General features: G+C 65.0%; 25 protein-coding genes. 5 read left to right on the forward strand and 20 right to left on the reverse strand.

Features of this window, described 5'->3' with window-relative positions; all coding sequences use genetic code 11:
• Positions 1 to 148 precede the first annotated feature (148 nt).
• The 18 genes from APY03_RS32685 to APY03_RS32765 all read right to left on the reverse strand — a co-directional run bounded on the left by APY03_RS32685 (position 149) and on the right by APY03_RS32765 (position 16,672).
• On the reverse strand, positions 149 to 1,336 hold the full coding sequence (locus APY03_RS32685; RefSeq protein ID WP_083944713.1) for a zeta toxin family protein: 1,188 nt from the start codon (positions 1,334 to 1,336) through the stop codon (positions 149 to 151).
• The gene (locus APY03_RS42875; RefSeq protein WP_068683816.1) at positions 1,333 to 1,812 is read right to left on the reverse strand and encodes a hypothetical protein; all 480 of its coding nucleotides are present in this window, start codon (positions 1,810 to 1,812) and stop codon (positions 1,333 to 1,335) included. The genes APY03_RS32685 and APY03_RS42875 overlap by 4 nt, the downstream gene beginning before the upstream one ends.
• A 110-nt stretch (positions 1,813 to 1,922) precedes the next feature.
• On the reverse strand, positions 1,923 to 2,660 hold the full coding sequence (locus tag APY03_RS32700) for a TraX family protein (RefSeq protein ID WP_083944714.1): 738 nt from the start codon (positions 2,658 to 2,660) through the stop codon (positions 1,923 to 1,925).
• A 3-nt stretch (positions 2,661 to 2,663) separates the two neighbouring features.
• A complete protein-coding gene (locus APY03_RS32705; protein WP_068683820.1) occupies positions 2,664 to 3,251 on the reverse strand; it encodes a phospholipase D family nuclease in 588 nt (195 codons plus the stop codon).
• Positions 3,238 to 4,452, reverse strand: a complete 1,215-nt coding sequence (locus tag APY03_RS32710) for an LPD7 domain-containing protein (protein ID WP_068683822.1) — start codon at positions 4,450 to 4,452, stop codon at positions 3,238 to 3,240. Before APY03_RS32710 ends, APY03_RS32705 begins: the two co-directional genes overlap by 14 nt.
• A 66-nt stretch (positions 4,453 to 4,518) precedes the next feature.
• Positions 4,519 to 6,480, reverse strand: a complete 1,962-nt coding sequence (locus APY03_RS32715) for a type IV secretory system conjugative DNA transfer family protein (protein ID WP_068683824.1) — start codon at positions 6,478 to 6,480, stop codon at positions 4,519 to 4,521.
• The gene (virB11, locus tag APY03_RS32720; RefSeq protein ID WP_083944716.1) at positions 6,446 to 7,594 is read right to left on the reverse strand and encodes a P-type DNA transfer ATPase VirB11; all 1,149 of its coding nucleotides are present in this window, start codon (positions 7,592 to 7,594) and stop codon (positions 6,446 to 6,448) included. The genes APY03_RS32715 and virB11 overlap by 35 nt, the downstream gene beginning before the upstream one ends.
• Positions 7,563 to 8,903, reverse strand: coding sequence for a type IV secretion system protein VirB10 (virB10, locus tag APY03_RS32725; protein ID WP_068683826.1), 1,341 nt, complete (start codon positions 8,901 to 8,903; stop codon positions 7,563 to 7,565). The genes virB11 and virB10 overlap by 32 nt, the downstream gene beginning before the upstream one ends.
• Positions 8,900 to 9,742 carry a P-type conjugative transfer protein VirB9 gene (virB9, locus tag APY03_RS32730; RefSeq protein WP_068683827.1) on the reverse strand — a complete coding sequence of 281 codons (843 nt, stop codon included), beginning with the start codon at positions 9,740 to 9,742 and terminating at the stop codon, positions 8,900 to 8,902. Before virB9 ends, virB10 begins: the two co-directional genes overlap by 4 nt.
• Positions 9,739 to 10,461, reverse strand: a complete 723-nt coding sequence (locus APY03_RS32735) for a virB8 family protein (protein WP_068683828.1) — start codon at positions 10,459 to 10,461, stop codon at positions 9,739 to 9,741. Before APY03_RS32735 ends, virB9 begins: the two co-directional genes overlap by 4 nt.
• Positions 10,462 to 10,614: 153 nt before the next feature.
• The gene (locus tag APY03_RS32740) at positions 10,615 to 11,667 is read right to left on the reverse strand and encodes a type IV secretion system protein (protein ID WP_068683829.1); all 1,053 of its coding nucleotides are present in this window, start codon (positions 11,665 to 11,667) and stop codon (positions 10,615 to 10,617) included.
• 16 nt (positions 11,668 to 11,683) lie between these two features.
• Positions 11,684 to 11,926, reverse strand: a complete 243-nt coding sequence (locus tag APY03_RS44885; protein WP_232324502.1) for a hypothetical protein — start codon at positions 11,924 to 11,926, stop codon at positions 11,684 to 11,686.
• Between the two features lie 19 nt (positions 11,927 to 11,945).
• Positions 11,946 to 12,680, reverse strand: a complete 735-nt coding sequence (locus APY03_RS32745) for a type IV secretion system protein (protein ID WP_068683830.1) — start codon at positions 12,678 to 12,680, stop codon at positions 11,946 to 11,948.
• Positions 12,673 to 15,180 carry a VirB4 family type IV secretion/conjugal transfer ATPase gene (locus APY03_RS32750; protein ID WP_068683831.1) on the reverse strand — a complete coding sequence of 836 codons (2,508 nt, stop codon included), beginning with the start codon at positions 15,178 to 15,180 and terminating at the stop codon, positions 12,673 to 12,675. Before APY03_RS32750 ends, APY03_RS32745 begins: the two co-directional genes overlap by 8 nt.
• Positions 15,181 to 15,193: 13 nt before the next feature.
• Positions 15,194 to 15,562 (reverse strand): type IV secretion system protein VirB3, encoded by a 369-nt coding sequence (locus tag APY03_RS32755; RefSeq protein WP_068683835.1) that lies wholly within the window; start codon positions 15,560 to 15,562, stop codon positions 15,194 to 15,196.
• Between the two features lie 11 nt (positions 15,563 to 15,573).
• Positions 15,574 to 15,855, reverse strand: coding sequence for a TrbC/VirB2 family protein (locus APY03_RS32760; RefSeq protein WP_102906317.1), 282 nt, complete (start codon positions 15,853 to 15,855; stop codon positions 15,574 to 15,576).
• Positions 15,856 to 15,890: 35 nt separating this feature from the next.
• The gene (locus tag APY03_RS41955; protein WP_102906319.1) at positions 15,891 to 16,190 is read right to left on the reverse strand and encodes a hypothetical protein; all 300 of its coding nucleotides are present in this window, start codon (positions 16,188 to 16,190) and stop codon (positions 15,891 to 15,893) included.
• A gap of 71 nt (positions 16,191 to 16,261) precedes the next feature.
• Positions 16,262 to 16,672 carry a hypothetical protein gene (locus tag APY03_RS32765; RefSeq protein WP_157103485.1) on the reverse strand — a complete coding sequence of 137 codons (411 nt, stop codon included), beginning with the start codon at positions 16,670 to 16,672 and terminating at the stop codon, positions 16,262 to 16,264.
• Positions 16,673 to 17,143: 471 nt separating this feature from the next.
• Between APY03_RS32765 and APY03_RS32770 the strand changes: the two genes are divergently transcribed.
• Genes APY03_RS32770 through APY03_RS32785 form a run of 4 tightly spaced genes read left to right on the forward strand, consistent with a single transcriptional unit; the run spans position 17,144 to position 19,464 of the window.
• Positions 17,144 to 17,938, forward strand: a complete 795-nt coding sequence (locus tag APY03_RS32770; RefSeq protein WP_068683839.1) for a ParA family protein — start codon at positions 17,144 to 17,146, stop codon at positions 17,936 to 17,938.
• On the forward strand, positions 17,935 to 18,843 hold the full coding sequence (locus tag APY03_RS32775; RefSeq protein ID WP_068683841.1) for a ParB/RepB/Spo0J family partition protein: 909 nt from the start codon (positions 17,935 to 17,937) through the stop codon (positions 18,841 to 18,843). Before APY03_RS32770 ends, APY03_RS32775 begins: the two co-directional genes overlap by 4 nt.
• Positions 18,840 to 19,187 (forward strand): hypothetical protein, encoded by a 348-nt coding sequence (locus APY03_RS32780; RefSeq protein ID WP_146039728.1) that lies wholly within the window; start codon positions 18,840 to 18,842, stop codon positions 19,185 to 19,187. Before APY03_RS32775 ends, APY03_RS32780 begins: the two co-directional genes overlap by 4 nt.
• The gene (locus tag APY03_RS32785; RefSeq protein WP_068683845.1) at positions 19,171 to 19,464 is read left to right on the forward strand and encodes a hypothetical protein; all 294 of its coding nucleotides are present in this window, start codon (positions 19,171 to 19,173) and stop codon (positions 19,462 to 19,464) included. The genes APY03_RS32780 and APY03_RS32785 overlap by 17 nt, the downstream gene beginning before the upstream one ends.
• A 299-nt stretch (positions 19,465 to 19,763) precedes the next feature.
• Here APY03_RS32785 and APY03_RS32790 read toward each other — a convergent pair whose 3' ends face one another.
• The gene (locus APY03_RS32790; RefSeq protein WP_068683847.1) at positions 19,764 to 20,297 is read right to left on the reverse strand and encodes an H-NS family nucleoid-associated regulatory protein; all 534 of its coding nucleotides are present in this window, start codon (positions 20,295 to 20,297) and stop codon (positions 19,764 to 19,766) included.
• A gap of 125 nt (positions 20,298 to 20,422) precedes the next feature.
• The gene (locus tag APY03_RS32795; RefSeq protein ID WP_068683851.1) at positions 20,423 to 21,448 is read right to left on the reverse strand and encodes a tyrosine-type recombinase/integrase; all 1,026 of its coding nucleotides are present in this window, start codon (positions 21,446 to 21,448) and stop codon (positions 20,423 to 20,425) included.
• Between the two features lie 924 nt (positions 21,449 to 22,372).
• On the opposite strand from APY03_RS32795, the gene APY03_RS32800 reads away from it, so the two are divergent.
• Positions 22,373 to 23,011, forward strand: coding sequence for a YkgJ family cysteine cluster protein (locus tag APY03_RS32800; RefSeq protein ID WP_068683853.1), 639 nt, complete (start codon positions 22,373 to 22,375; stop codon positions 23,009 to 23,011).
• Positions 23,012 to 23,187 lie beyond the last annotated feature (176 nt).

A 23,187-nucleotide genomic window follows, 5' to 3' on the forward strand; every position in this document is an offset into this window, starting at 1 on the left:
TAATTGACGCTCGCCGCTCAGAATAGTTGACGCCGGGCACCAAGGTGCAGTCATCTGCATCGGCCGGGTCGGAAGACGGCTTTCGCTGCTGCAATGCGGTAGTTCCACGGTACCGAGGGTGAGGGCCTTTAAATCCGTTCTATGAACCTCAGCGCGTGGGCGGCTCTCTGGGCGGCAGCTCCTTGGTTTTTTGCTCCTGAGCCTTCTCGCGTGACGCGATCCGCGCCATGTCGCCTCGCTCGATCCGCTGTGCGATGTTCTCGCGCGCGTGAAAGAGAAGCCGCTTGGCTTCTTCGCCGCCGTACTTCTCGGCCTCGACAATCGCCAGGCCCAGGGAATTGACGGCACGGGCGTGGTGCGGAAACTCCTTCTCGAACTCGAAGCGGTTCATCGCCCGGAAGGCGCCTGCCTCGCGCGCCCACTGCAGCATCTGGGCAGTGCCCGGATCGCGCTCGCAGCGCGACACGGCCTCGTTGCGCCAGGTCAGCGTCTGGCTGGCCACGTCGCGGGGCACCCCCGGGTCGTTGGCCAGTCGCTGGACCAGGGTTTCCCAGCGCATGGCGAACTGGACCAGTTCCCTGGGTGATCGGGGCTGGTCCAGCAGCACGTCCAGCGTCTCCTGCGCTCGGGGCAGGCGGTTGATGTCGCCGTCGATGACTCGGCTTTCATAGATCTGCGCACCGTCGTGGGTAATCATGCGCAGGCCATCCACCGCACGTCGGTGCTCCATGGTGCCCAACAAGACCCTGACATTCGCGAACGCCAGTTCGTGTTTCTGCACGGAGGGCTGTTCGACCGCAAGGCCAGCCCGGCGGCGCATCTCGTACCCTGCCAACATGGCCAAGCGGCTTTCCTCACGCGATGTACCCACAAAGACCGCCTGAACGACATAGCCGCTGTGCCGCAGTTCGGCAGCAACTTTCGGCATGACCTTGACGTCAACGGTCTCGATTTCAGCGACCAGGTTTAAGCTCTTCTTCTGAGCCTCCTCCATCAGGCGGCTGAGCCAGGTCTTGCAGTCGCTGGCGATTCGGTCAGCGGACACCGGCGGGATGTCGCCTCCTGCCGCCCAGGCGGGATGGTAGGCGCGCAGCCGGTTCATGGAGACATGGGCGGCGGTTGCCACAGTCTGAACCAGCTGCTTTCGGAGTTGGACCGCAGCGTAGCTAACACCTGCGCCAGGCTGCCCGGCGACGATCATGGCGACAGGTCGATCGGCAGCTTGAGCCTCGGCGAGGAGGTCCGGCGCGACGCATCGGTCGTACAGTCGCCGCAGTTCGCGATCGGACACAACGGAGGGCCCCGCCCCAGGAGCAGGGGAAGGCGCGTGCGTCATGCCTGATCCTCTGCTGGGTCCGCATCGCGGGGGACACCGAAGCGAGCCAGGATGTCGCGGATCGCGTTCGTATCGACGGGATCTACGGTTGCGAGGACGTTGCGCGCATCTTCGCGTTCTTGTTTCAGGCGCGTGATCTCCCTGGCGTCGGGCTCGGCGGCGGCCACCAGATCTTCGATCCGCAGCGTGTGGGCGGCGATGTATTGGTCCAGCAGTGCCAGCGCGAGTTCGGCGTCCAGCACGGACTTCATCGTGTCCCATTGCCGCTCGTCGTAGGCGAAGTAGGGGCGGGTGGACTCCGCGACCTGGTGGACCCGCGGCCGATCCTCGTCGATGGAAAAGTCGCCGAGGCGCACCGCCTTGGCGAGCATCATGCGGATCACGTCCGGCAGCTCCATGCCGCGTGCGTGTGCCATCTTCATGGCTTTTTCCGCGATGGCACGGTCGATGCGGAGGTGAAAATTCAGGCTGTCCATTCGACCGCGAGTTATAGCAGCCCCAATGCCGCACCCGCGAGATCGATTCTCCAGCTTGAAGCCAGGCTGCGGAGGTCAGCTGCCAGCGCTCGGGAGTGCCAGCCGGCCGTTCAGGTCAGCTGCTGCACGAGCGCAATCAGTGTGAGGTGCGCTGGATAGAAGGCGTAGAAGACCCAGCGGCTGCGCGCCATCGGGATGTCGACCCGGCTCGCGCCCCAGATCAAGGGCAGGGCGGCCAAGGCGGCGAAGTTGCCGTTGATGACGGCCAGTGACGCGGTCGCCAAGGCCCACAGCAGCAGCCGAAGCGAGGTAGGGCTGCGCAGGAACGCACAGGCACCCAGGCAGCAGAGCAGCGCCGGCCACCAGAACTCCACCATCGCGCCACCAAAGAGGAAGGCGATCAGCGCCGCGCAGCGGTGGGCCGTGCCGCCCCGTTCAAGCAGCCAGACGATCAACGTCGCCAGGAAGAGCGTGGCCAGGATGTTCAATGGCCACCAGCCCACCAGCTGGACGAAGGCCGGTGTCGCCAGCAGTCCAAAGATGGCAAGACGCTGCATGACGCGCAGGTGCACGCCGGCCTGGAGAGCTCCGGGCCGCGCCAGGTTCGCCATGAGCACGAAGCCGAAGAGCGGCATCGCCATGCGCCCCAACGCGTAGAGGGCCGGGCTCGCTTCATGCAGCAGGTACTTGTTAACGTGGTCGCCGGTCATGAGCACCAGGCCGAGCCATTTGAGGGCTTCCAGCGAGCCGTTCGAGATCGACCAGGCGTTTGTCGACGTTGGGGGTTTGCCGCGGACGGGCGACTGGAGCGCTCGGGCCCTGGCGGTGGGAGTACGAGTGCCTTTCATGAATCAATACGCAGGCGGCAGCTCGGCGCCTTCGTCCCACAGCCGTCGCCACTCCGCGCCGTACTGCGCGGCGAGCGCCGGCGCGTTGCGCACCACCAGCACGTTCTCGGCGTTGCGCTGCGCCGCCGAGGCCGTGTAGTTGAAGCTGCCGGTCTGCACGGCCGTGCCGTCCGCAACGATGAACTTGTTGTGCTGCAGCGCGTGGCGGGCATTGGCGCGAACCGGCACCCGTTCGTTCGCCAGGAAGCGTGCGGCAGAGTAAGCCTTGGCCGCCTCTCCGGCGTCGACCACCACGAACACCTTTACGCCGCGGCGCTGCGCATCGCGCAGGGCGGTGGCCACCGGCCGGCTGGTGAAGGAGTAGGCCGCGACCAACAGGGTGGAGCGGGCGCCCCGGATGGTGTCCAGCACCAGGGGCAGGGCCTGTCCGGGTGTGAACGCGGCCGCATACGAGGTCGCCTGCGTGGGGGCGGGCGCGGGCGGCCCCAGTTGCGCACGACTTGCGAGAGGCGTCGTCAGCGTGAAGGAGAGGCTTGCTGCCAGGGCCGCGAACTTGAGCCCTGATCCCCAACGATGACTAGAAGCGCTCATGGCTCAACTCCTCTCGGCCTCGGCCGGTTCGCTGGCGCACCTGCATGGGCGACGGCGGCGTGCGGCGATCCGGTAGGTGGATCTCCTGGCCGCGCGCGAGCGCGTCGGCCATCCGTTCACGAATCATCTCCACCAGGTGTTGTTGGGAGGTCTGGTCGGCCGTCACGCGCCGGGCGAACTGCTCGGCCAGCTTGAGGCCCGCTGCCACCGTTGCCAAGACCGGGTGCTGGTCCAAGGCCGCATCGGACAAGAGCTGACCGGTGCGCACGAGACCGGCGCGGCGTTCCATCTCGCGGAGGTGATCCGATGTCTCGATGGCCCATCGGGCGCGCTGCGCGACGATCTTTCTCTCGCCCACCAGTTCGCCTTCCGCATTGCGGGCGGGCACGCGGACGTTGACCGGACGGGTGCCGCGCTGGGTGAGGACGACCTGATCGCCGATGCGCGGCTGCGAGGCCGACTCGGCCAGCGCGCGTTCGAGGTCTGCACCCCAGACGGTGCGGTCTCCGACTTCCGTGCGAACCATCACGTAGAAGGACATGCGTTGCGCCGGATCAAACTGGTACGGCGCGGCGGCCGCCGCGACCAGCATGCCTGTGACGGGCGGTCTCGGGCCTTCGCGGAGCGATCGACTGTCTTGCGTCGCCTCGGGTGGATGACTGCCGGCGTTGCGGCTAGGCTCGGCGGAATCAGTAGGCGCGGAGCTGTCCCGGGCGCTCGCTGCGGTGCGGTCCGTGGACGCCGCTCGCGGCGGCGGACCCTGTGCCGTCTCATGCGACGGCTGCCACTTCTTCAGCGCGCGCTGCACCTGAAGAACTTCCGCCGGGTTCGGTTCGTAGCCTCGGGCCTCGATGCCCCGCAATGCCGCTTCGCGCCACATGCCATGGCGGAAGGCGTCGGTCCCCTTGAGCCCGATCACCCGCCATCCGCGCGCCTCCGCGATCGCGACGACGCTGTGAAGCACTTCGCGGTTGTCGGTTCGCACGCGAATGCGGTCGCCGTCGTCGATGAAGGCGAGGGTCCGGTCCGGAAAAAAGTAGCGATCATCCACGTGCAGGTAGTGGCGCTCGATGGCATCGGGCACGCGGGGACGGCCAAGGGTTGGAGGAGGAGCGTCTCCCTGAATGGAGCCGGCGAAGTCCCCGGGAGCGGTGCTGTCGGTCCCCGCTGGTGGGTTTTCGGAGGGGTGGTCTGTGGACATCGCGGCTCCTTTGGGGTGCGTGCGTGATGGGTGGCGATCCGATTGATCAAGATGCTCGATGCGGCTTCAGTCGAGGAGTCGCGCCATGAACTCATCGGCACGGCGCTTCATGTCCTCGTCGCTGAGCCTCTCTGTGGGAATCTCCACGTCGTCGAAGTCGAATGAGAAGTCGTCCAGCTTCAGGTCGTCGCTCAGGACATCGCTGGCCATCGTGTGACCTTCCTTCGTTAGTGCAGAGCCGCCAACCGGTGGCGTGGCGTTGGTGATGGATCCTTGATTTGTTGCCACGGGATCTTCTTCGTCATCGGGCGTGGCCGCCCGAGCGGCCGCGATGCCGCGACTGGCCCTGTCCACATCCAGCTTCGGTACCGCCGGGGGAGGCAGCTCACGCTTGGCGAAGTACCGGTCGCGGAAGTAGTAGACGCGATGCGCCAGCACGGGGCGCAGGCCTTCATAGAACAGGATCATCCGATCCGCACCCAATTCCTTCACCTCCTGCGGCAGCAGCAGGCGGCGCGGCTGCTCGCTGAAGCTCACCGTCGGCGCCTTGCCCGCACCGCCAGCGCCGCTCCACATCGGACGGCTCACGCTCTTCTGCTGAACCGTGTAGGTGCCCAGCTCGCGCGAGATCGCTTCCGCATCGTCGTACTCCTTGGGCGGAAAGACGATGCGCGCGGCCAGCATCTTGCGGATCGACTTCGCGCCCTCGACGCCGTACTTCTCGACCAGCTGCGAGTTGGACTGGACGATGACGACGGTGCGCACGTTGTAGCCCGGCAGAAAGGCCGTGGATTCGGCAATGACGGGGATGCGCCCGAGCGCGGGAAACTCGTCCAGCATCAGGAGCACCTGGTGGCGAAGCTTAGGGTTGTTCTCCGGCAGCTCGCGCGTCTGAAGTCCGATCGCCTGCTGGAAGAAGAGATTGAGCAGCGGCTGCAGGCGGGCGATGTTGTCCGGGTTGATCTGGACGTAGATGGAGATCGGCCGCTTGCGCAGATCGCGCAGGTCAAAGTCGTTGGCCGATGTCGCGGCATCAATCATCGGGTTGAGCCACAGATCCAGTCGGCTGGTGAAGGTCTTGCGGATGCTCGAGGCCGTGGTGGGCGCCAGGTCGATCACGTCGTAGAGGCTCTGCACCGCCTCCTGCGACAGCGGATAGCCGGCGCGCTCGCAGGCGTCGATCACGCGCTTCCAGTGCTTCTGGAAGCCTTCGGCGTCGCTCGCCATGCCCTGACGCAGCACCTCGCCCAGCGTGCGTGTCGCGCCCTTGGTCTCGAACAGATACAGCGCGATGCCCAGGAACAGCGAGCGGGCCGACGAGGTCCAGAACGGGTCGCCGACCTGCGGGTCGGGAAAGAGCATGGTGCCGATGCGCTGCAGGTCGTCGATGCAGCGGTAGGGCAGCTCGGACACGTAGCCAAGCGGATTCCAGCGGGCCGAGCACTCGCGCTCGGAGAGCGGATCGAACAGGTGGACCTCTTGCCCATGGGCGTGGCGGAAGCCGGCCGTGCGGATGAAATTCTCGCCCTTGATGTCGCTGACGATGGTCGAGCCGGGCCAGTTGAGCAGGTTGGGGATGACGACGCCGACACCCTTGCCGCTGCGCGGTGGCGCTTCGAGCTCGACGCCTTGCTGGCCGGGCAGGACCAGGTAGCGGCGGCCCAGGCGTCCGAGGATGATGCCATGTTCGTTGAGCAGGCCCGCTTGCGCGATCTCGCGACGGGTGGCGAAGCGGGCATCACCATGCAGGGGACGGCGTCGGGGCAGCATCGCGAAGCCCACCAGCCCCACCATCATCCCCTGGGAGCCGACCAAGGTCGCAATCAGGGTGCGGCGAACGTCCGGCCGCTCGCCGTAGGCACGCCAGTACTGGTGGATGGTCAGCAGCGATGCCTGCTGCGGCGGCAGCTTCATGGCCATCAGAAAGGCATAGCCGGCGACGTACAGGCCGACCACCGCCGCCACCAGCAGCGCGACTGCAATCCTGAAGGGGCTAGGCCAGCCCTCTGTGCTTGGTGCCCGGGTCATACCAGATCTCCCGCACGATGCGCCGCTGCCGGCCATCGCGCCGATCTCGCGCGCACTGCACGACGATGTCCACGCTCAGCTGGGCCAGTTCCACGCCCTCGCGCGTGCTCATGCCCTGGCCGGCCTGGCTGCGCTTCATCAGCTGCGCCAGCGCGACAAAAGCCATCTCCGCGCTGTCTGCGTGCACGCTGGTGATCGAACCGGGATGGCCGGTGTTCACGGACACCAAGTAGTCGTAGACCTCCTCGCCGGTGCGTAGCTCGGACACGAACACCCGGTCGGGCCGCTGCCGCTTGGCGCTGGCCAGCAGTTGGCCGGGCGTGACCTCGGCCTGCCCCTGAGCGCCTTGGGAATAGAAGAGCCGCACGTGGTTTGGCTGGTTGCGCAGCGACAACTCCTTCACGTCCTCGATGGTGATGAGGCGGTCCTCGGAAGGGACCTCGAGGATCAGCGCCTTGCTTACGGTGGTCTTGCCGGAGCCGGTGGCGCCGGACAGGAGGATGTTCTTGCGCAGGTGGACGGCGCGGCGCAGGAAGGAGACGAATTGCCTGCGCGCGAGCAGGCCCGTGAGCTCCCTGTCTTGTGGCGACAGGTGCTCCAGGTCGGGCTGTCGCGCCTGCATCGCGGGCACGCTGCGCGTCGGCTCGAAAATGCGCAGGTTCTCCAGGTCCTCGAGGGTCCAGAGGGTGTTCGATGGGCGCCGGATCGTGATCGAAACGGTCTGGTCGAGGGTCGCGGGTGGCAGCACGATCTGGATCCGCTCGCCGCCGGGCAGGGTGGCGGACAGGAGGGGCTCGTTGGCCGAGACGCGCTGGCGCGTGAAGTTGGCCACGAGCTTGGCGATGGACAGGCACCAGTCGAAGCTGGCGAAGGGCAGTTCTTCGCGCACCCAACCGGACTGGCGCTCCACGAAGGCGACGCCGGGCTCGTTGATGCAGATCTCGGTGACCTCGGGATCGTCCAGCAGCCGGCTGAGCGGCCCGAGGAAAAGCGCGAGGGACGAGGGCGGCTCTGCAGACGCAGCATGAGGCGCGGGCCGGCTCGCCGGCGGCCAGCTGCCTGTGGCGGCGCCAGGCGCGCCGTCAAGGGGTGGTCGAGTCGGTTCGAAGCGCATAGACGCTCCTGAAATCCACGTCGCGCGCCACCAGGATCTGGATGCGCTCGCCCTGGTTCTTGATGACGGTGGGTGGGATCGAGACCGTGCTGCGCAGCACCTCCGTGATCACGTCACGGCTGCCCTGGGGGCCGAGCACCACGCCCCCGCCGCTGCCGACGTTAGTGCCGCTTTGCTGGTGCGCGGCGAGGGCCTGCATCGTGCCGTCAATCACCGAGATCAGGATCGCGGCACCGAAGCGGTCCCAGAAGTGAGTATCGACGAAGCCCGGCAGACCGTTGCGGCCCAACTCGTCGGTGCCCGGTGAGGCCAGCTGGACCACGACGCCGGTCGGGGTGCGGGCCTCATTCCATACCACGAAGACCCGGCCTTGCCCTTGGCGCGGTGTTCCGCGCTGCTCGCCGACGTACTTGGTGCCACGCTCGAGCAGGACAACCTTGCCATCGGCCCCATAGATGTCGCTCGCGCCGATGCAGGTTGTCATGCCCTCGTAGGTGCTATCGATGGCGGTTTCCAAGGTGCAGTCGATGAAGGCGCCCTTCGGCAGCAGCATGCGCCTCGTGGGCAGGGTCTGGGCGGCGACAGCGGGGGTGGGCGTTGGTTTGAGGTTCGAGGCGAGATTGCCGCCGGGAGAGGCCGCTGCGGCCGCACCGGGCGCCTGCAGCGCGCCGAGCAGCTGCGCCATGCCTGGGACGCCGCCGGGCAGCGTTGCGGCTTCTGCGGACGCATAGGGCGTTGGCGCCCCTGCCGGTTGTGCCGTTTGCGCACGGCGAAGCACAGGGATGCCCAGCTGGCGTTCCAGCGCCAATTGGTCGGGCGTCTTCGGCGGCGGGCCCGCGTTGGCGGTGTTCACTGGCACTGGAGGCGGCGGTGGGCTGGGATTCGTGGAGACCGGGGTCGGGTCCAGAGGGGCCCTGGGCGGCTCGATACGCCCCAGCGGTGGCACTTTCATCTCGCCGCCGGCACGTGCCACAGCCGCCTTTCTCGCGGCCTCCTCGGCCTCGCGGGTCTTGCTGTACTGCGTGTTGTAGTACCAGAACAGGAAGCCGGCTCCCAGCAGGATGATCGTGGCCAGCGCCAGGGCGCCGCTGATGCGTGACTGAATAGAGCGCTCGCGATTGACAGATGGGATGGCGCGCTCGCCCTGGATCGTGGTGCTCTCGGCGGTGGCTTGGGAGGCCTCGTTTCTTGCGTCCCAAGCACGTCCAGCAGACAGGACTTCACCGGTGTCCGGGTCGATGTCGGGCGTGTCGTCATCCTCCGCTCGATCGGTCCGCGAGGACCGGCGGGTTCGATCCAGCCAGGTCATGGTCCTTCTCCCGTGGTGATCCGCTGCACACCTAGCACGTTGGTGTGGGCCGGGGTGCGTGCGCCGCCGCCGGCGAAGGACTGGTTGACGACGCAGCCGACCAGCTTGCCCCGGCGCAGCACGAAGCGGCGCGCCACACGGTGGATGACCACCTCGTCATCATCGACGTTGAAGTTCAACAGCGACTCGGACCCATCGTCGTTCTGCACGAACATGGCTGGGAACTCGGAGCGTGCCTGGAAGCGCAGACGCGTCTGCACCCCATCGTCGTAGGCGCTCATGGGCTTGAGCGAGTCGCTGCCGCAGAACCAATAGTCGGTGTTGCGCGGCCGCTCGGCTGCATCTCGGCTCATGCGCGCTTCCGTCCGTTGACGTTCCCGATCCGCAGCCGCTGCGCGGGCCTCGTCCTCCGGATAGCTGAAGCGGACCGAATACACCATGCGCCTGGCAGCCGCTCCCGTGGGTGCGTTGGCGGAGACGACATAGTCGAAGTGGTAGGCGCGCCGGTTGGTAAGGACGGTGAGGTTGGTCGAGGCGCGCGCCTCTTTGGGCTTGATGAAAAAGTGGTTGCGCTCGGCGCCGACGTCGAAGGCGCCGTTGTCGCCCGAGCCCAGGTTCACGAACTCCTCGCCCTCGGCGAACTGCAGATGGATCTGGTAGCCCACGTAGCCCTGCAACGTGATGACATCGTCGGGGTTGTAGGCGACCACCCGCACCCGGGCATCCACCTTGCCGACGGGAGGCACGGTCGCGGGGTGGACGGGCGGCGCAACGAGCACCAGACTGGCCGCCAATCCGATCGCGAACGGGAACGTACGGTGTGCGCCTTGAGGCCTCATCGCGCATCCTGCCTGCTGGGTGCAACGCCGGGGGCGGCGACCTCTGGTTCGCGGCGATATTCGACCACGCGAAAGCCCAGCGGGTTGAGGGAGCGCGTCTTGTCGTCCTTCGAGGGCGGCACGTAAGCGAACTCGATCGTCGAAACCCAGTGGCTCGCCTGCTCTTCGCCGGTGCCACCGGCGCGCGTGGAGCGTGTGAAGCGAACCTGGGCCAGCTTGTCGTTGCCGCTTTCCAGCTTGAGGAAGGTGACCGACCGCACCTGCGTGCGGATAGTCGTGCCATCCTTGTAGACGTTCAGGGGCGAGGCTGGGTTGTTGGTCGCCCAGAGGGCCGCCCACTCCTGGTTGAGGCGGGGAGAGTTCTGCGAAGCCACCAACTCGTAGTCGGCTTCGGCGGTCCCATAGAAGTAGCGCTCGCGCGCGATCACGTAGTTCTGCAGCAGGTTGCGGGTCACCACCTGCTCCATGTCGGTCGTGCCCTCGTATGTGGGAACGATGTCCACGATCCCGCTGCTGCTATCGACCCGGATGACAACGGGAACAGGCTGTTTTAACGGCGTGAGGCCGCTGACCGCCGCGACGGCGAGCACCGCAATGAGAGCTGCCGCTGCGGCGACGGTCCAGGCGATTTTGGCCGATCGCTCGGCTCGACGTGCGCGATCGAGTTCCCAGGTCTGGGCCTCGAGCAGGTAGTTCTTAAGAGCGGCGTCCCGTGGCATTGACCGCTCCTGAGTTGGAAGCACCGGCCGAGGCGTTGATCGGTGTGAGTGGCCCTTCGCACTCCGGCGGCAGTGGCGGACGAGTGCCGCAGGCCGCCAAGAGCAAGGACAGCAGGAAGAGCGCGATCGATGGCTTCATTCGCACGGTCCCCGCTATCGATTGCGCGAGTGGGTCGGCATGACTTGCTCCCTTGGAAGCACGGTGCCGCCGCGGCGTGAGGTGCCGATCTGGCCGATGGAGGCCACGCCTGCGCCAACGCGATTGCCCGCCAGGCGGCGGAACGAATCCCAGCGACTGCTCGGCTCTCGCCGCAGGCCGTCGAGCACGCCGCGGCTGAATTCGTAGCTGGTGCGCTTGGCACCGCCCATTGCCCAGTTGAGGAGACTGCTGACGGCGTTGAACGAGCTCAGCGCTATCCCACTCGCCAACCCTGCCGCGATCGACATCACTTGGCGCATTACCAAAAAGACCAATGCTGAGGCGATACACACTCGGGCGGCTTCAGCAATGGTGATCGCACCGCCGAGCGACGCAGCGTTCTTGGTGTACGAGCGGAGAACGCTTAGCAAGAGGGCTGCCGCCAGCGTTGCAAGGATTGTCACGAGGGCATAGTTGGCGAGTTGTGCTACCCACGCCTCGAAGAAGCGCTTGGTGGCGTCGAACAACAGAAGCACGATAAAGATCGGCCCCAAAGCGAGGATTAAAGCGAGCGCGACCTTCGACAGAGCTATCAGGAAGGCTGTCACAACGACGGTCAGGCCCACGAGAAAGTAGACGAGGAAACCCGCGAGATAGTAGGCAAAGTTCGCGTTGAGAATGCTTCCCTTGCTCAGCAACTGCTCTGCGATCAAATTCCCGTCAATCCAGATCTGGTCCACCACGGACATTGTTGAGGGGGATCCGAGAACGGCAGCGGCAAGCTGGTCGGGGCCACGGGTGAAGGTGTCAACCGCTAGATCGTTGTATGTCCAGAGCCGTAAGCCAATGCCGAGCACGATCCCGATCACAAGGATGCGCTTCACACCCTCCAATATGGGCTCTTGAATCCTTCCTGTAAGGGAAAGATAGCCCCACATCATCACGTAGATGGTTGCGAGCGTTACTGCTGCAGGCTCGATTGCGGCTGCAACCCGCGACGCATTCGCACTCACATAGGTGGCCAACTGCCCGTTCAGCCAAGTGAAGAACTGCTCGAAGAAGCCCATACGACCTCCGATACGTCTATCGCTGCGGACTAGGCTGCAATGGAACTGGCTTTAGATTCTTGATGCTTCCAATGCCCTCCAAGGTCTTGCGCTTTACATCATCGTCCTGAGGCACTGCTGGTGCTACCGACGGAGGAACGGCCGCACTGGGAGGCGCTTGCTTTTCGATCGTGGCATGAGTGATGTAGTAGTAAGCGGCGCCGCCCGCGGCGGCAACGATGAAACCGAGCGCTATGTATGTCCATGTGCTCTTGAACATCTCATCCTCTTCGATTGATTTAGTAGCTCACAGGCGACGTGGATCTAACGCTACCCACGTCTCTCATCGCGCGCTCTCGGACGCGCTGCTGCTGGGCAGCTTCTTCGGCCTGCGCCATCTGATAAAGACTCTGCAACTTCGTCTGCTCATTGGTGAGCATGTTCTGTTCCGCCTGAATCCTTGCTTGCAGATCCTGGATGGCCTTCGGGTCCTGCGCGGTGGCGATGCGGTTGATCAGCTGCTGCAGCGCCGAGAAGCGCTGGCTGGTGCTCTGGTACGCGCTCTGGGTCAATCCGTTCAGCATGGCCGAGGACTGCCGGCCTTGCTCGACGATCTGGCGCATCTCCGGACTCAGGGCCTCCATCTGGCTACCCGAAAGGACGCTGTTGGCCTTCATGATGGACTGTATGTGGTTGGCCAGCCCGGTGTAGCTCGCCGATGAGCCGTTGAGCGTGTTCATCAGTTCGCCGTAGCTCGGTGGCAGGTAGTTGCGCGCGAGGTCCGAGGTCGGAAGCAACTGCTCCATGCCGCGGTTCCCCGTCATGGCGCCATAGGTCATGGCCAGCTGGTCCTTCGACTGCCTGAGCTGGTCGTACTGCTTCTGCATCGCGGAGATCTGCTGCTGCCAGTACATGACCTGCTGCATCAAGTTGGCGACGGCCGTGACATCGATCACCGGGATGCCGGCCTTCGCGTGCAGCGGCGCCAGGAACGCCGCGGAGGCGATGAAGAGGGGGAGAAGGTACCTACGCATGGGAGACCTCCTGGGTCAAGGTCGGACGGGGAGGGCGCCCGATCACGGCCGCTCGGAAAGGACTCAGCCATCGATCGGGATGCGGCCCATGCTTTTCGATGAGCTCGCGCATGAGGCGGACGTTGCTGGTGCGCCCCGAGATGACGTGCAAGGCGTCATCGAAGCCATGGAGATCGAGCTGCGCGACCACGCTCACGTGGTTCTGCTTGATCAGGAACTGGCGCGAGCCGGGCTCGAGTTCCTGCTTGATGAGCGCGAACTCCCGGTCCGTCAGGTTGAAGCCCAGGGTGTACTCGTCGTAGTCCGCCTCCGGGTTGGGAAACAGGATCTTCGTTGGCGTCTGCTCGACGATGGCCCGGGCGATGCTGGAATCGAGCACATGACTGGTGCTCTGGGTGAAGGTGGCGATGTTGGCGTTCTTCTTGCGCCAGGTCTCCAGCCCGTTCTTGGCGAACTTGGCGAAGGCCGGATCGCTCAGCAGCTTGGCGAACTCGTCCATCCAGCAAACCAGTGGCCGGCCGTCCACCATCCGGTTGACCAAGTGGAAGAGGTACATGGTCAGCGGTGCCCGGACCACCTCGTTATCCAGGAAGTCCGTCACATCGAAGCCGACCAGCGAGTGGTGGGTCAGCAGCGGCGCCACTTCGTCATGGTCGTTGTCGAAGACCCAGGCATAGTCCCCGTGCTCCGACGCGCACCACTTGCGAAGGCGCGCGTACATCCCCTCCGGGTCCGTGATGTCGAGGAAGGCGACGAGCCGGGACAGGCGCCTGAAGGCGGGGTCGAGCTTCAGCGTGCCGCGCAGCGCCTGGTCGAGATCGTCTTCCTGACGGACGGTCAGCGTGTCGCTTGGCGTGCGCATGACGAGGCGCCTCAGCCAGTGGCGCATGAATTCGACGTTGTCGGCAATTGCGTTGTCGAGCTGCAGGGGATTGCAGCCGGTAGAAGCCCCGTTCTTGAGGGGGAGGTACCGGCCGCCCAGCGCCCGCACCAGGACGTGCAGGCCTTCGTCCTTGTCGAAGATGACCTGGGTCGCATCCAGCCGATTGCAGATCGCCACCATGCAAAAGCCCAGCAGGGTGGTCTTGCCAGTACCGACCGGCCCGACGCCGGTGATGTGCCCCACGTCCCGCCGGCTGCCGCCGTCCGGGCTGCGGGGATCGCTCGCGTGCAGCGAGAAGTAGTAGGGGGAGCCCGCGCGCGTCATGAACATGGTGAGCGCGTCTCCCCAGTAGTTGCCGGTCGCCCTGCCGGTTGGGAAATTGTGGAAGGGCGACATGGCCGCAAAGTTGCGGCTGGTGATGGGCGCCTTGCGACTTCGGTATGCGAAGTTCCCCGGCAGCTGCGCCCAGAAGGCCGCCTCCAACGCGAGGTCCTCGCGCGCCACCACCATCCCGGTGTCGCCGAGGAGGTAGCGGGCGCGCGCCACGTTATCGTTGAGCTGCTTCAGACGAGGCCGGCCTTCGGCCTCGCTGACGCCGTCGTAGGTGTCGGCCAGCACATGGAGGCTGAAGTGGTGATCGCCCACGGCGAATCGGTTGCTCATCAAGTCATCCAGCGCCTCCTTGAGCTCCTCGGCTTGCGAGACCGCCAGATCCCCGGCAGCCGCCATCCGGTGATGTTGGCGGCCCATCATGTCGGTGGCGGTGCCCTTGGCCAGGAAGGTGAAGCTCTGGGTCAACACAAACGGAAAGGGCGCCGTCAGCAGGGCGCCAAACATGCCGGGCGCCGTAGGCGTCGGGTATTCCTTGATGCCGAGGAAGGCGCCGATGCGGGTCTGCGTTCCGGTGCGGTACTCCATGGCCTCGTTGCCGAAGAAAGGCCTGGTGGTGGCCAGGACATCGCTCAGGGGCGAGCGGGGCAGGGGCATGCGCTGCCACTCTCCATTGACCAGCAGGCCGTAGAACTCCACGAGGGACGAGAAGAGCACATCCTTCCCTTCCAGCCGATAGATGCCCAGAGCCTCCGGGTCGTAGCGCTCCAGTGCAGCAAGCAGCTCCTGCCGCAGCTTGGTGCAGGCGTCCAGAGAGTCGCGCAGTTCCGTCGTAGCGCCCTCCGGATCCGTGCGCTTGAGCAGTCGCAGTGCGGCGTTGCCGATCCGGGTGGGCTGCGGCCGAAACACCACCGACAGGTACAGCTCGTTGATCATCAGGCGCTCGCCGGCCATCTTTTGGCGGTAGCGCTGCTCGACTTCGTGGGCGAAGCCGGGGATCGTTCGACCAGCCGGGTAGCCGCTCTCACGACGTCGGATCACATGGGTCCACAGCGCCAGGTTGGGCGAGGCGATGTTGCGCAGCAGGACATTGAGGCGCTCGTGCCAGCTGTTGATGTCCTCGTCGTCCGCGCTTTCGAAGCTGGCGCCGGCCAGGCGCAGCGTCTGGACGTAGTCGCCTGCACGCGTGCGGGCCACGTGCTCGTCCATATGCGCCGCGAGCGGGATCATGGCCGCGGCACCGACTTCGCGGCGCATCGTCTTCTCGGGGCGGGAGATCAGTTGCATGGCGCATCCCGTCTCAGGTCACCGCCGCGGGCGACGTCCGCAGGCGGCGCCGCCCCCGGGTATCTGGCAGATCAATCGCCAGCGGGCTGTAGGAGTTGGCGCGCCAGTACCGCAGGTTGCCGCCGAGCATGGCCGGGAGACGCGTGCGTCCCCACAGCTGCAGCAGGTCGAAGAACCGAGGCTCGTACAGGCACACCAGGTAGAGCACCCCGTGGACCGGCACGAAGGCCAGCAACCAGGCGAGGTTCTTCGTCACGATGAACGACTCGGTCGTGATGATGATGTTGAACATCATGGCGGAGTAAGTGACGCCCCAGACCATCGACGGCCGGGTCATGCCGACGAAGAGCGGGTCGGCGACGATGCCCTGGTTGCGGCTCATTTGTCGTGCCTTCAAACCCCGAACAGGCCTCGGATCCAGGACACGATCTGCGGGCCCCCGAAGACCAGCACAGTCCCGATCACGACCGCCACCATCCACCACCAGCTAAGCCGCCCGAACCAGGCCATCGCGCCCGAGACCATGACGGCCACCGCTGCCAGCGGCGTCAGGATGGCCACGAGCTGTTGTTGGGTGGCGTTGGCGCCCGTGGCAAACGGGCTACCGGCCAGGGCCAGCTCCGGCAGCAGGATGCAAAGCGCGGCGAGAAGGGCCGGCCATAGCCGTGTGGCCAAGGCGCCACGTGCAGTCCCCGTGATCGGGGGATCGGCTAGAGCAGTTCCAGCCGCACCACCGTGTGCCCCGTCCCGAGCGTCTTCAGGTGCGTGGCCAGGGTGTCCAGACTGCGAAAGGTGCGAGGCTGACCGCCCGAGCCGAGCAAAACGCTGCGTCCCATTTTCCAGGCGACGATGGGATGGATCTGGTACCGGGTCGGCTCGACCTCCACGATCACCAGTTCGTTGACCGCGCGCTTGTGCAGCAACTCGACCAGCTCGAGCTGCGTGACCGGGTTGGCGGGTGGGTCCCGGGTCTGTGCGGTCTGGGACTTGCGCCGAGCCGTGGGGGCCATGGGGGTGCGTGAATTCCGTGAAACAAGGGATGGGCTCGGAATTGTGAACGAAAGTGCTCGCGATCATGGCGCTACTCCGGTCGACGGGCGGAAACGGTGCGTGCCCCCGCCTCGGCGGGGGCGATGGACACGGGCGAAGAAACAGGCGAGGGAGTGGCCGAGGGCGCCTCCGTGGGTCGGGCCTTGCTGTAGACGTCCCACCACGGCGCCGGCGGCGGTGGCTTCACTGACCGCGGTGCAGGCGCGGCGGAAGCCGCCTTCGTCGTAACCGCAGCCTCGATGCTCGGTGCGGGCGCGGCGGCACGTGTGGCCGCTGCCAATTCGCGCCTGAGGCCGGCGATGTCGCTGAGCGTGCGCCCGCGCTCCTCTTCGGCGTCATTGGCGGCTTGCACATCGGCGGCGGCCAGCCGTTCAGCCCTGCGGCGCGCGAGCGCTTCCAGCCGCGCTTCCGAATCCTTCAGTTCCTGCTTCAGGATCTTCACGCGCTCGCTGTCGCGTGCTGTTTGCTCCGCAGATGGGATGACGTACGAAGGTGCCGCTGACGACTGGGCCAGGGCGCCGAAGGCGCAAGCCAAGGAGGCGAGGACCGCGACGCGCTGGGGCGAAACGCTTCGCCATCCCGCCTCGACAACCCAGTAGTGACTACGGTCCATTGCTCGCATGGGGCGCAATGTCCGCCTGCGAGGTCGCGCCTGTCAATAAAGCACCTTTTTCTTAATTTCTATAGCGAAGCTATAGAAATCTAGACAAACAGAAAATCTCGAACTACTCTAAGTGCGCGATCTCTCTGGAAAGTCGTCGTCCAAAGCGGTGCTGGCAATGGGCTGAGAACCAAAGTCCTGTCGAATTCATCTGGAGAAAGTTTTTACGTTTTGTAGCTCGTGCCGCCACATTGGGCCGTTGGTGCGCGGAGGTGTGCGGGCTTTTTCTGATCCCGATTCGCGAGGTGCCTCATGAGCCATGTGGTGGTGTTCGGCAATCAAAAAGGTGGCGTCGGCAAATCGACGCTGTCGGTGCTCTATGCCTACTGGCTGGCCAACGTGCATGGCCAATCGGTGTGCGTGATCGACCTCGACACGCAGGCCAACAGCTCGAAGACACTGCGACGATTCAATTCCGAGGTCAGCGCTGTCGAACTCTTCGGCGCCGAGCTCGACAGTGGGATTGCAGGCGGGTCGGAACAGAGAATTGCACTGGTGCCGGGCGGCAAGCGGTTGTCGGACATCGAGCTGGCGCGGCCGGAAACTGTGATTCCCGCGTTCCGCAAGAACGTGGCGAGTCTGGCGCAGGGCTTCGACGCGGTGGTGATCGACACGCCGCCGGCGCTTGGACTGCGGATGAGTTCTGCACTGATCGCCGCCACGGCTGTCGTTTGCCCGATCGAACTGGAGGAGTACAGCATCGACGGCGTGACTGACATGCTCAAGACGATCTTCGGGGTGCGCCAGCGCTACAACCCCGGGCTTCAGTTGGCGGGCCTCGTGCTCAATCGATTCAACCCGCATTCGGTGCGTCAGAAGGCCGCGATGCGGCAGTTGCTCGACAGTTATCGGGAGTTTGTGATCCCGGCGCGGATCTCAACGCGTTCGGCCATTCCGGAGGCGCTGGCACACGGTCTTCCGGTGTGGGATCTGCCCAAGAGCGCGGCACGCGAAGCAAGCGCCGAACTCAAGGCGTTGTTTGGTCTCCTCCAGCAGCGTATGGATGCGGCTGGCGTTGGCGCCTCGTCGACGGGAGTCACGGCATGAGTGCGCTCGAGCTGGATCTCAGTGGTCTTTCGCAGTTTCGCGCCTCCGACCTGTTGGCGGCTGCCGACGATCGTCCTGATCGCGTTACCCCTACCTCAGTCGCTGTGGAACTCATCGACTACGACCCTTCGCAACCGCGCCGCACGTTCAAGGAAGACAGCATCGAGGAGTTGGGCGTTTCGATCCGCACGCATGGCGTGCTGGAGCCGGTGTCGTTGCGCACGCACCCGCAGCTGCCAGGGCGATACATGGTGAACCGTGGCGAGCGCCGCGTGCGCGCAGCGCGCAAGGCGGGCCTGCGCACGGTTCCGGCCTTCATCGATGAGCGCGTCGACCCCTTCGCGCAGGCCGCAGAGAACCTGCATCGCGAGGACATGTCGCCCTTCGATCTGGCCGCCTTCGTGTGCGCGCGGGAGAAGGAGGGCCTTTCGAAGTCCGAGATTGCCAGGCGTCTGGCCAAGCCGCGCACCTACATCAGCGAGGCGGCGGCACTGGTCGATGCGCCCGAGCAGGTCCGAACTGCCGTCGAAACCGGTCGCCTAGGCTCCGATGTGCGAATGCTCCACCGCCTCGTCGCTGCAGCACGCAGCTTTCCGCAGAGAGTCGAAGAACTGCTGGCGGGCAACGCGCCGATCAACCGGTCCAGCGTCGAGACACTGCTCGGCGACTCGGCCCGGCCGCCATCGGCCGTCGCTTCGCCGGCAGCCGGCATCGTCCAGCCGCCCAAGGTGATCAGTGGCGGGCGGACCGTGCTGGTGGTGGAGCATGGCGGGCGACGCGGCTCCCTGCGCCTGAAGGCGCAAGACTGCGATGTGGGGGAGGTGAGGTTTGGCGATGGCACGCGCAGCCTCCTCCCGCTCGCGGACCTGCGACCGGTCTGCTGGGCCACGGAGGAACCGTCATGAATCCTCTGCGAGTTGAAATGGATTCCCGGCCTTGGCGCGACGCAACGGCGCTTCACTGGCTGCTGGCCGCAGCGTGGTGGTGTCTTTGCGTGGGCTTGCAGCTCGCGCGCTGGGCGATCTGCGCGCTGCTGGTACTGGGCGAACCCGTCGTGCGCGCAGTGCTGGTGCCGGTCGCCTTCCTGAGTTTTCTGGTGACCTTGATCTTCGGCTTTCTCATCGGCGATGTGCGCTTTCCGCGCTGGGGTATGTTGGCGTTCTCCGTGAGCGCATTGATTCTCTACTGGCTCTACCTCGGACTGATGAGCCTGTTCATGACGCTGCCATCGCATGACCACGAGCGTTGATGAAAAAAAGCTGGAGCACATCGCCAGGCTGCGCAAGTTTGATCCCCGCACGCTGGAGATCGCGCGGCGCCTGTTCATCCACCACGAGAAGCCAAAGCTGCTGTCGGCCGAGTACGGCGTGATCCTGCAGCGGATCTATGCAATCCGAAAGGCCGTGCTGGATTCGGTTGACGATGGTGAACTCACCCTGCGTGGTCCTGTCGAGGCTTTGGCGGCGGCACGGCTTGCTTACGAAAAGCAGATGGCCAAACTCGCGAGCCGGACACGCACGGGATGACTGAGCGCAGGCGCCTTTAAGAATCTGAAGCAGAGGGTCTGGCACGGCCGCGCACCTGTTTCGTTGCGCTCTGCCACGGCTAGCGTCTTGACCAACAACTGAGATGGAGCGTTGCAACCGCAAGGCAGCATCGATTCCAGACCGCGCGAGCTATTTCGACGTCGCGCACACGAACGCGACACACATGGGTTTGGCGACAAGGGGCACGATCGGACATACCGTGGTTCGGACCTGCCAGTTGACGAGCGGTCCCGGTACCATCCGGCGCGATCGGGGCTGTGTGCGGCGGGTCCGTGACGCTATTGGGCGAAGTCTTCCAATGACTTTCCGGCGTCCAACTGGGCCTTGAGCCACCTGGGCTTGGGCCCGAACCCACTCCAGGAGTTTCCGGCGTCATCCCTGTAGGTCTTCGACGCTGCGCGCTTAGCCTTCTTGCGGGCACGGCGCGTAGCAGGCGCAGCTGTCTCGCCAAGCTCCATCTCTGAGGAGATCGCCGTCGATTTCTTGTGCGATCCCACTCGGAATTCTTCAATGGATCGGCCAGACGTCAGTGCTTCTCGGAGCCAACCAGGACGCGGACCACGACCAGACCAAGCATTTCCGTTGCCGTCGCTGAACTTCGCACCGGACTTGCCCGAAGCCTTCTTGATCTTCCTGGGCCGTGCGGCCGGCTTGTTCGTGCCAAGTCCCAGTTGTTCAGCAGTAAGACCGTAATGCGCAATCGCCACCTTGATGCGGTCGACGACGCCTTTGACCTCGCTGCTGCGCAGAGCTTCTGCCTGTCGTTGAAGCTGCTCAATCTGCTTCTGGATCTGCTTGTACGTTTGGGCCATGGATACTTCCATTAAATGAATAGAGGGCCTACTTTACTCGGTGCGCAATGGAAGCGAATTAACTTCATTCGCCAGCGTTCAACCTCGACTCGATGGAGGGATAGACGGACAGCCAGAGTTAGAGGCTAGACCACATCTTCGGGACTGCTCACGACTCTGCGGTACTTGCCCATGGCTTCTGGCTCGACGCCAAGCCAGCGTGCCACCTGATCGGCATCTGTCCCGCGGCGCAGCTGCCGCAATGCGAAGGTATGCCGAAGCCGGAACGACCCACCGTCACCGGAATCCAGGCCCGCTTCTTCGAGCACGAGCTTGGCGGCTTTGTACTGCGACTCCTTGCTCCACGGCTTGCCGCTGCGAGTCGACGGGAAGAGAAAGTTGCCCAGAATGCCAGTCTCCGCGCGCACCTCGAGCCAGTGCTGCAGCAGTTCGCCGGCCCAGGGCGCGATGGGCGTTTCGCGCGCCGGCGAGTTGCCGTTGCCGGGCACCGCGACTTTCCACGGGCGCTCGCGCACGCGGCCGCCCCGCGAGGTCGGTGCATCGAGAGTCAGCACCCGAACATCCCCTGGTGCGAGACCGCCGCCCATCTGCAAGGCAACGGCCACCCGATTACGCAGCTGCTGCCAAGTGAACGCGAGATGGCTGTCACGGCGTGCCCCTGAAAGGCCGGGGCGTGGGCGCGCGTTGGAGAGAAACGTGATCAGGTGCCGGGCCTCGACCACGGACAGGAACTCCGGGAGCGGATCGGCCTGGGCGGCCTCGGCGTAGCGGATTTCCGGGTGGGCATCGATCCAGTCGCTCGCCGCCATGTTCAGCGGCGTGCCGGTCTCGGCGGCATGGTGGCGCAGCACGCGATCGATCAGGCGCAGCAGGCGAAGCGCGTGACGTGGTGTGAGCGACAGATCGGCGCTTTTCATGCCGAAGCGCGCGGCTTGGAACGCGGACAAGTCACGGGCGTCGAGTGACGTCAATGTCACCGCGGGGGACTGTCCGAGGCACCAGGCGGTGAAGCTACCCCACATGTCCCGGTAGACCTCGATTGACGAGGATTGACGTAAGGAACCAACCGCGCGCTGATCTGCCAGCCAACGTTCGAACGTCGAGCGATGGTTTTCAGCAGGGGGTTCTTCGAAGAGGGCTAGGGAGGGCATTGAAATTACGCTAACGGCGAACCTTCATTTTGACATGCGGGTGTTGTCCGTCGTTGAGTGACTTATCGCGATGGGGCAGCATGTGGGTCGGTGTGAGTAGACGGTTGCCGTTAGTGTATTAATGCCTCAGGTAGGAGATGGCTTGGCTGGATGTTCACCAGTTCCTGTCCTAGATCGTGTGTTTCCAGGTCAGGGGCTCAGCCAGGCGGGCTTCGAGATGAAAGTGCCGGGGCATCACCCGGTTATCCAAAGGCCTGTCCACAGCCTTATCCCCATAGCCAAGCCTTGCGAACAGCGCGGCGCGATAGGGTGATAGCAGTAGGGTGCGCCGCTTTCCACAAGATGGCGGAAGCGGCCAGCTGCACCGATGGTGAACGAAGGCCCCAATTGCCTTACCGATGCCAAGGCACCGGAAAACACCGCCGATCCCGATGGCGCACTTGTGAAGGCATCCTGCACACCAGCCCTCTGACCCAGCGTGGCCGCGCGCCCTTGCAACTTGCTCGTCTTGGGTCCGCGCATCGCAGAGCCAGTGATCACGATCCTTCCCTGCCGATACCGCGTGCTCGGTCATCGAGGGCACGCAGCGCGCCCCCGCCATCTCGCGCCTGTGGCTCCCGCTTCCGTCGATGCACTTCTGCGGGTCTGCCCTCGACGTGCGGCTTGGAGATTCAGCTCGCACCGCCAGGTCGGTGCAAACGTCAGCCCGGTGCCCTTGCGCCACGATGGAGGTAACGAAAACCCGTGCCAAGTCAATTGACGAAGTTCGGATTGCCGCCTGCGCGCCCCGTCTTGGCGGTCGCCTCGCGATCCACTTCGTGCGCTGCCATGCGGGCTTGTCGAAGCCACCCTTTGGCCGACAGCTGCGCCTCCCCTTCCACGCAGCCCCAAGCCGTTAGCCAAGGCTGACGTTAAGCTACCGCCATGACCGTCGGCGTTGCCATATCGAACCTGCCTCAGCAGCAGCGCGAGCGCCTGCCGCTGGCCACCCAGCGTGCGCGCGACAAGCTGGCCAGCCTCACTGTCGATGCAAGTGCCGGATCTTTGATCAGGGCCTCCCAGAAGGCCAGGACCGCCGCACAGCGGGTGGTCTGGCTGCAACGGGCCGCCTCGGCCCGGGCCAAGCCGATGGAAGCGGTGTCGGCCTGCCGGAACGGTTGCAGTCACTGCTGCCACATTCCAGTGACGATCTCGCGGACCGAGGCCGAGTTGATCGGCACTGCCGTTCGCCGATCGCCAGCGCGACCCGCGCACGCGATCGAGCTCGCGAAGCTGCGCACGCCAGAGGACCTTCACGACGCGCAGGCCGCGCTGCAAGCTGCGACACCGGTCGGCGAACCCTGCCCGTTCCTGGCGGATGGCGCTTGCTCGATCTATGCCCATCGCCCTCTGGCCTGCCGCATGCTGCTGAACCTCGACGATGACGACCTGCTGTGCAGGCTGGTGCCCGGTGAGTCGGTGCCTGTCCCCTACGCAGACGCCACGACCCTCAAGGCGCTGTCGCTGATGGCACAGCCCAATGCTGCGTTCGCGGACATTCGCGAGTTTTTTCCCCCATCATGAACACGCATCGAGCGCCGATGAAATGATGCAGTTTTCCAGCGACGAACGACATGCAGAAACGCTTGCCTTCTTGAGGCAAGTCCGAGACTATCTTGCTCGCTGGCCACCACACCCGATGAACAGAGAAATGCTGGCGAAAATAGACGCCCATCTGGACCAGCCGGTGCATCGGCTTT

It is taken from the genome of Variovorax sp. WDL1 (assembly GCF_001541225.1).
In the GTDB taxonomy this organism is placed as follows: domain Bacteria; phylum Pseudomonadota; class Gammaproteobacteria; order Burkholderiales; family Burkholderiaceae_C; genus Variovorax.

What these genes read in the sequence shown, in the direction of transcription:
- APY03_RS32710 (WP_068683822.1), bottom strand. Translation starts at nt 4,452, where the DNA reads ATGTCCACAGACCACCCCTCCGAAAACCCACCAGCGGGGACCGACAGC.
- APY03_RS32740 (WP_068683829.1), bottom strand. Translation starts at nt 11,667, where the DNA reads ATGGGCTTCTTCGAGCAGTTCTTCACTTGGCTGAACGGGCAGTTGGCC.
- APY03_RS32705 (WP_068683820.1), bottom strand. Translation starts at nt 3,251, where the DNA reads ATGAGCGCTTCTAGTCATCGTTGGGGATCAGGGCTCAAGTTCGCGGCC.
- APY03_RS32785 (WP_068683845.1), top strand. Translation starts at nt 19,171, where the DNA reads ATGACCACGAGCGTTGATGAAAAAAAGCTGGAGCACATCGCCAGGCTG.
- virB9 (WP_068683827.1), bottom strand. Translation starts at nt 9,742, where the DNA reads ATGAGGCCTCAAGGCGCACACCGTACGTTCCCGTTCGCGATCGGATTG.
- APY03_RS32750 (WP_068683831.1), bottom strand. Translation starts at nt 15,180, where the DNA reads ATGCAACTGATCTCCCGCCCCGAGAAGACGATGCGCCGCGAAGTCGGT.
- APY03_RS32745 (WP_068683830.1), bottom strand. Translation starts at nt 12,680, where the DNA reads ATGCGTAGGTACCTTCTCCCCCTCTTCATCGCCTCCGCGGCGTTCCTG.
- APY03_RS32790 (WP_068683847.1), bottom strand. Translation starts at nt 20,297, where the DNA reads ATGGCCCAAACGTACAAGCAGATCCAGAAGCAGATTGAGCAGCTTCAA.
- APY03_RS32780 (WP_146039728.1), top strand. Translation starts at nt 18,840, where the DNA reads ATGAATCCTCTGCGAGTTGAAATGGATTCCCGGCCTTGGCGCGACGCA.
- APY03_RS32775 (WP_068683841.1), top strand. Translation starts at nt 17,935, where the DNA reads ATGAGTGCGCTCGAGCTGGATCTCAGTGGTCTTTCGCAGTTTCGCGCC.
- APY03_RS32755 (WP_068683835.1), bottom strand. Translation starts at nt 15,562, where the DNA reads ATGAGCCGCAACCAGGGCATCGTCGCCGACCCGCTCTTCGTCGGCATG.
- APY03_RS32735 (WP_068683828.1), bottom strand. Translation starts at nt 10,461, where the DNA reads ATGCCACGGGACGCCGCTCTTAAGAACTACCTGCTCGAGGCCCAGACC.
- virB11 (WP_083944716.1), bottom strand. Translation starts at nt 7,594, where the DNA reads ATGCGCTTCGAACCGACTCGACCACCCCTTGACGGCGCGCCTGGCGCC.
- APY03_RS42875 (WP_068683816.1), bottom strand. Translation starts at nt 1,812, where the DNA reads ATGGACAGCCTGAATTTTCACCTCCGCATCGACCGTGCCATCGCGGAA.
- APY03_RS44885 (WP_232324502.1), bottom strand. Translation starts at nt 11,926, where the DNA reads ATGTTCAAGAGCACATGGACATACATAGCGCTCGGTTTCATCGTTGCC.
- APY03_RS32715 (WP_068683824.1), bottom strand. Translation starts at nt 6,480, where the DNA reads ATGACCCGGGCACCAAGCACAGAGGGCTGGCCTAGCCCCTTCAGGATT.
- virB10 (WP_068683826.1), bottom strand. Translation starts at nt 8,903, where the DNA reads ATGACCTGGCTGGATCGAACCCGCCGGTCCTCGCGGACCGATCGAGCG.
- APY03_RS32700 (WP_083944714.1), bottom strand. Translation starts at nt 2,660, where the DNA reads ATGAAAGGCACTCGTACTCCCACCGCCAGGGCCCGAGCGCTCCAGTCG.
- APY03_RS32685 (WP_083944713.1), bottom strand. Translation starts at nt 1,336, where the DNA reads ATGACGCACGCGCCTTCCCCTGCTCCTGGGGCGGGGCCCTCCGTTGTG.
- APY03_RS32800 (WP_068683853.1), top strand. Translation starts at nt 22,373, where the DNA reads ATGACCGTCGGCGTTGCCATATCGAACCTGCCTCAGCAGCAGCGCGAG.
- APY03_RS32770 (WP_068683839.1), top strand. Translation starts at nt 17,144, where the DNA reads ATGAGCCATGTGGTGGTGTTCGGCAATCAAAAAGGTGGCGTCGGCAAA.
- APY03_RS41955 (WP_102906319.1), bottom strand. Translation starts at nt 16,190, where the DNA reads ATGGCCCCCACGGCTCGGCGCAAGTCCCAGACCGCACAGACCCGGGAC.
- APY03_RS32795 (WP_068683851.1), bottom strand. Translation starts at nt 21,448, where the DNA reads ATGCCCTCCCTAGCCCTCTTCGAAGAACCCCCTGCTGAAAACCATCGC.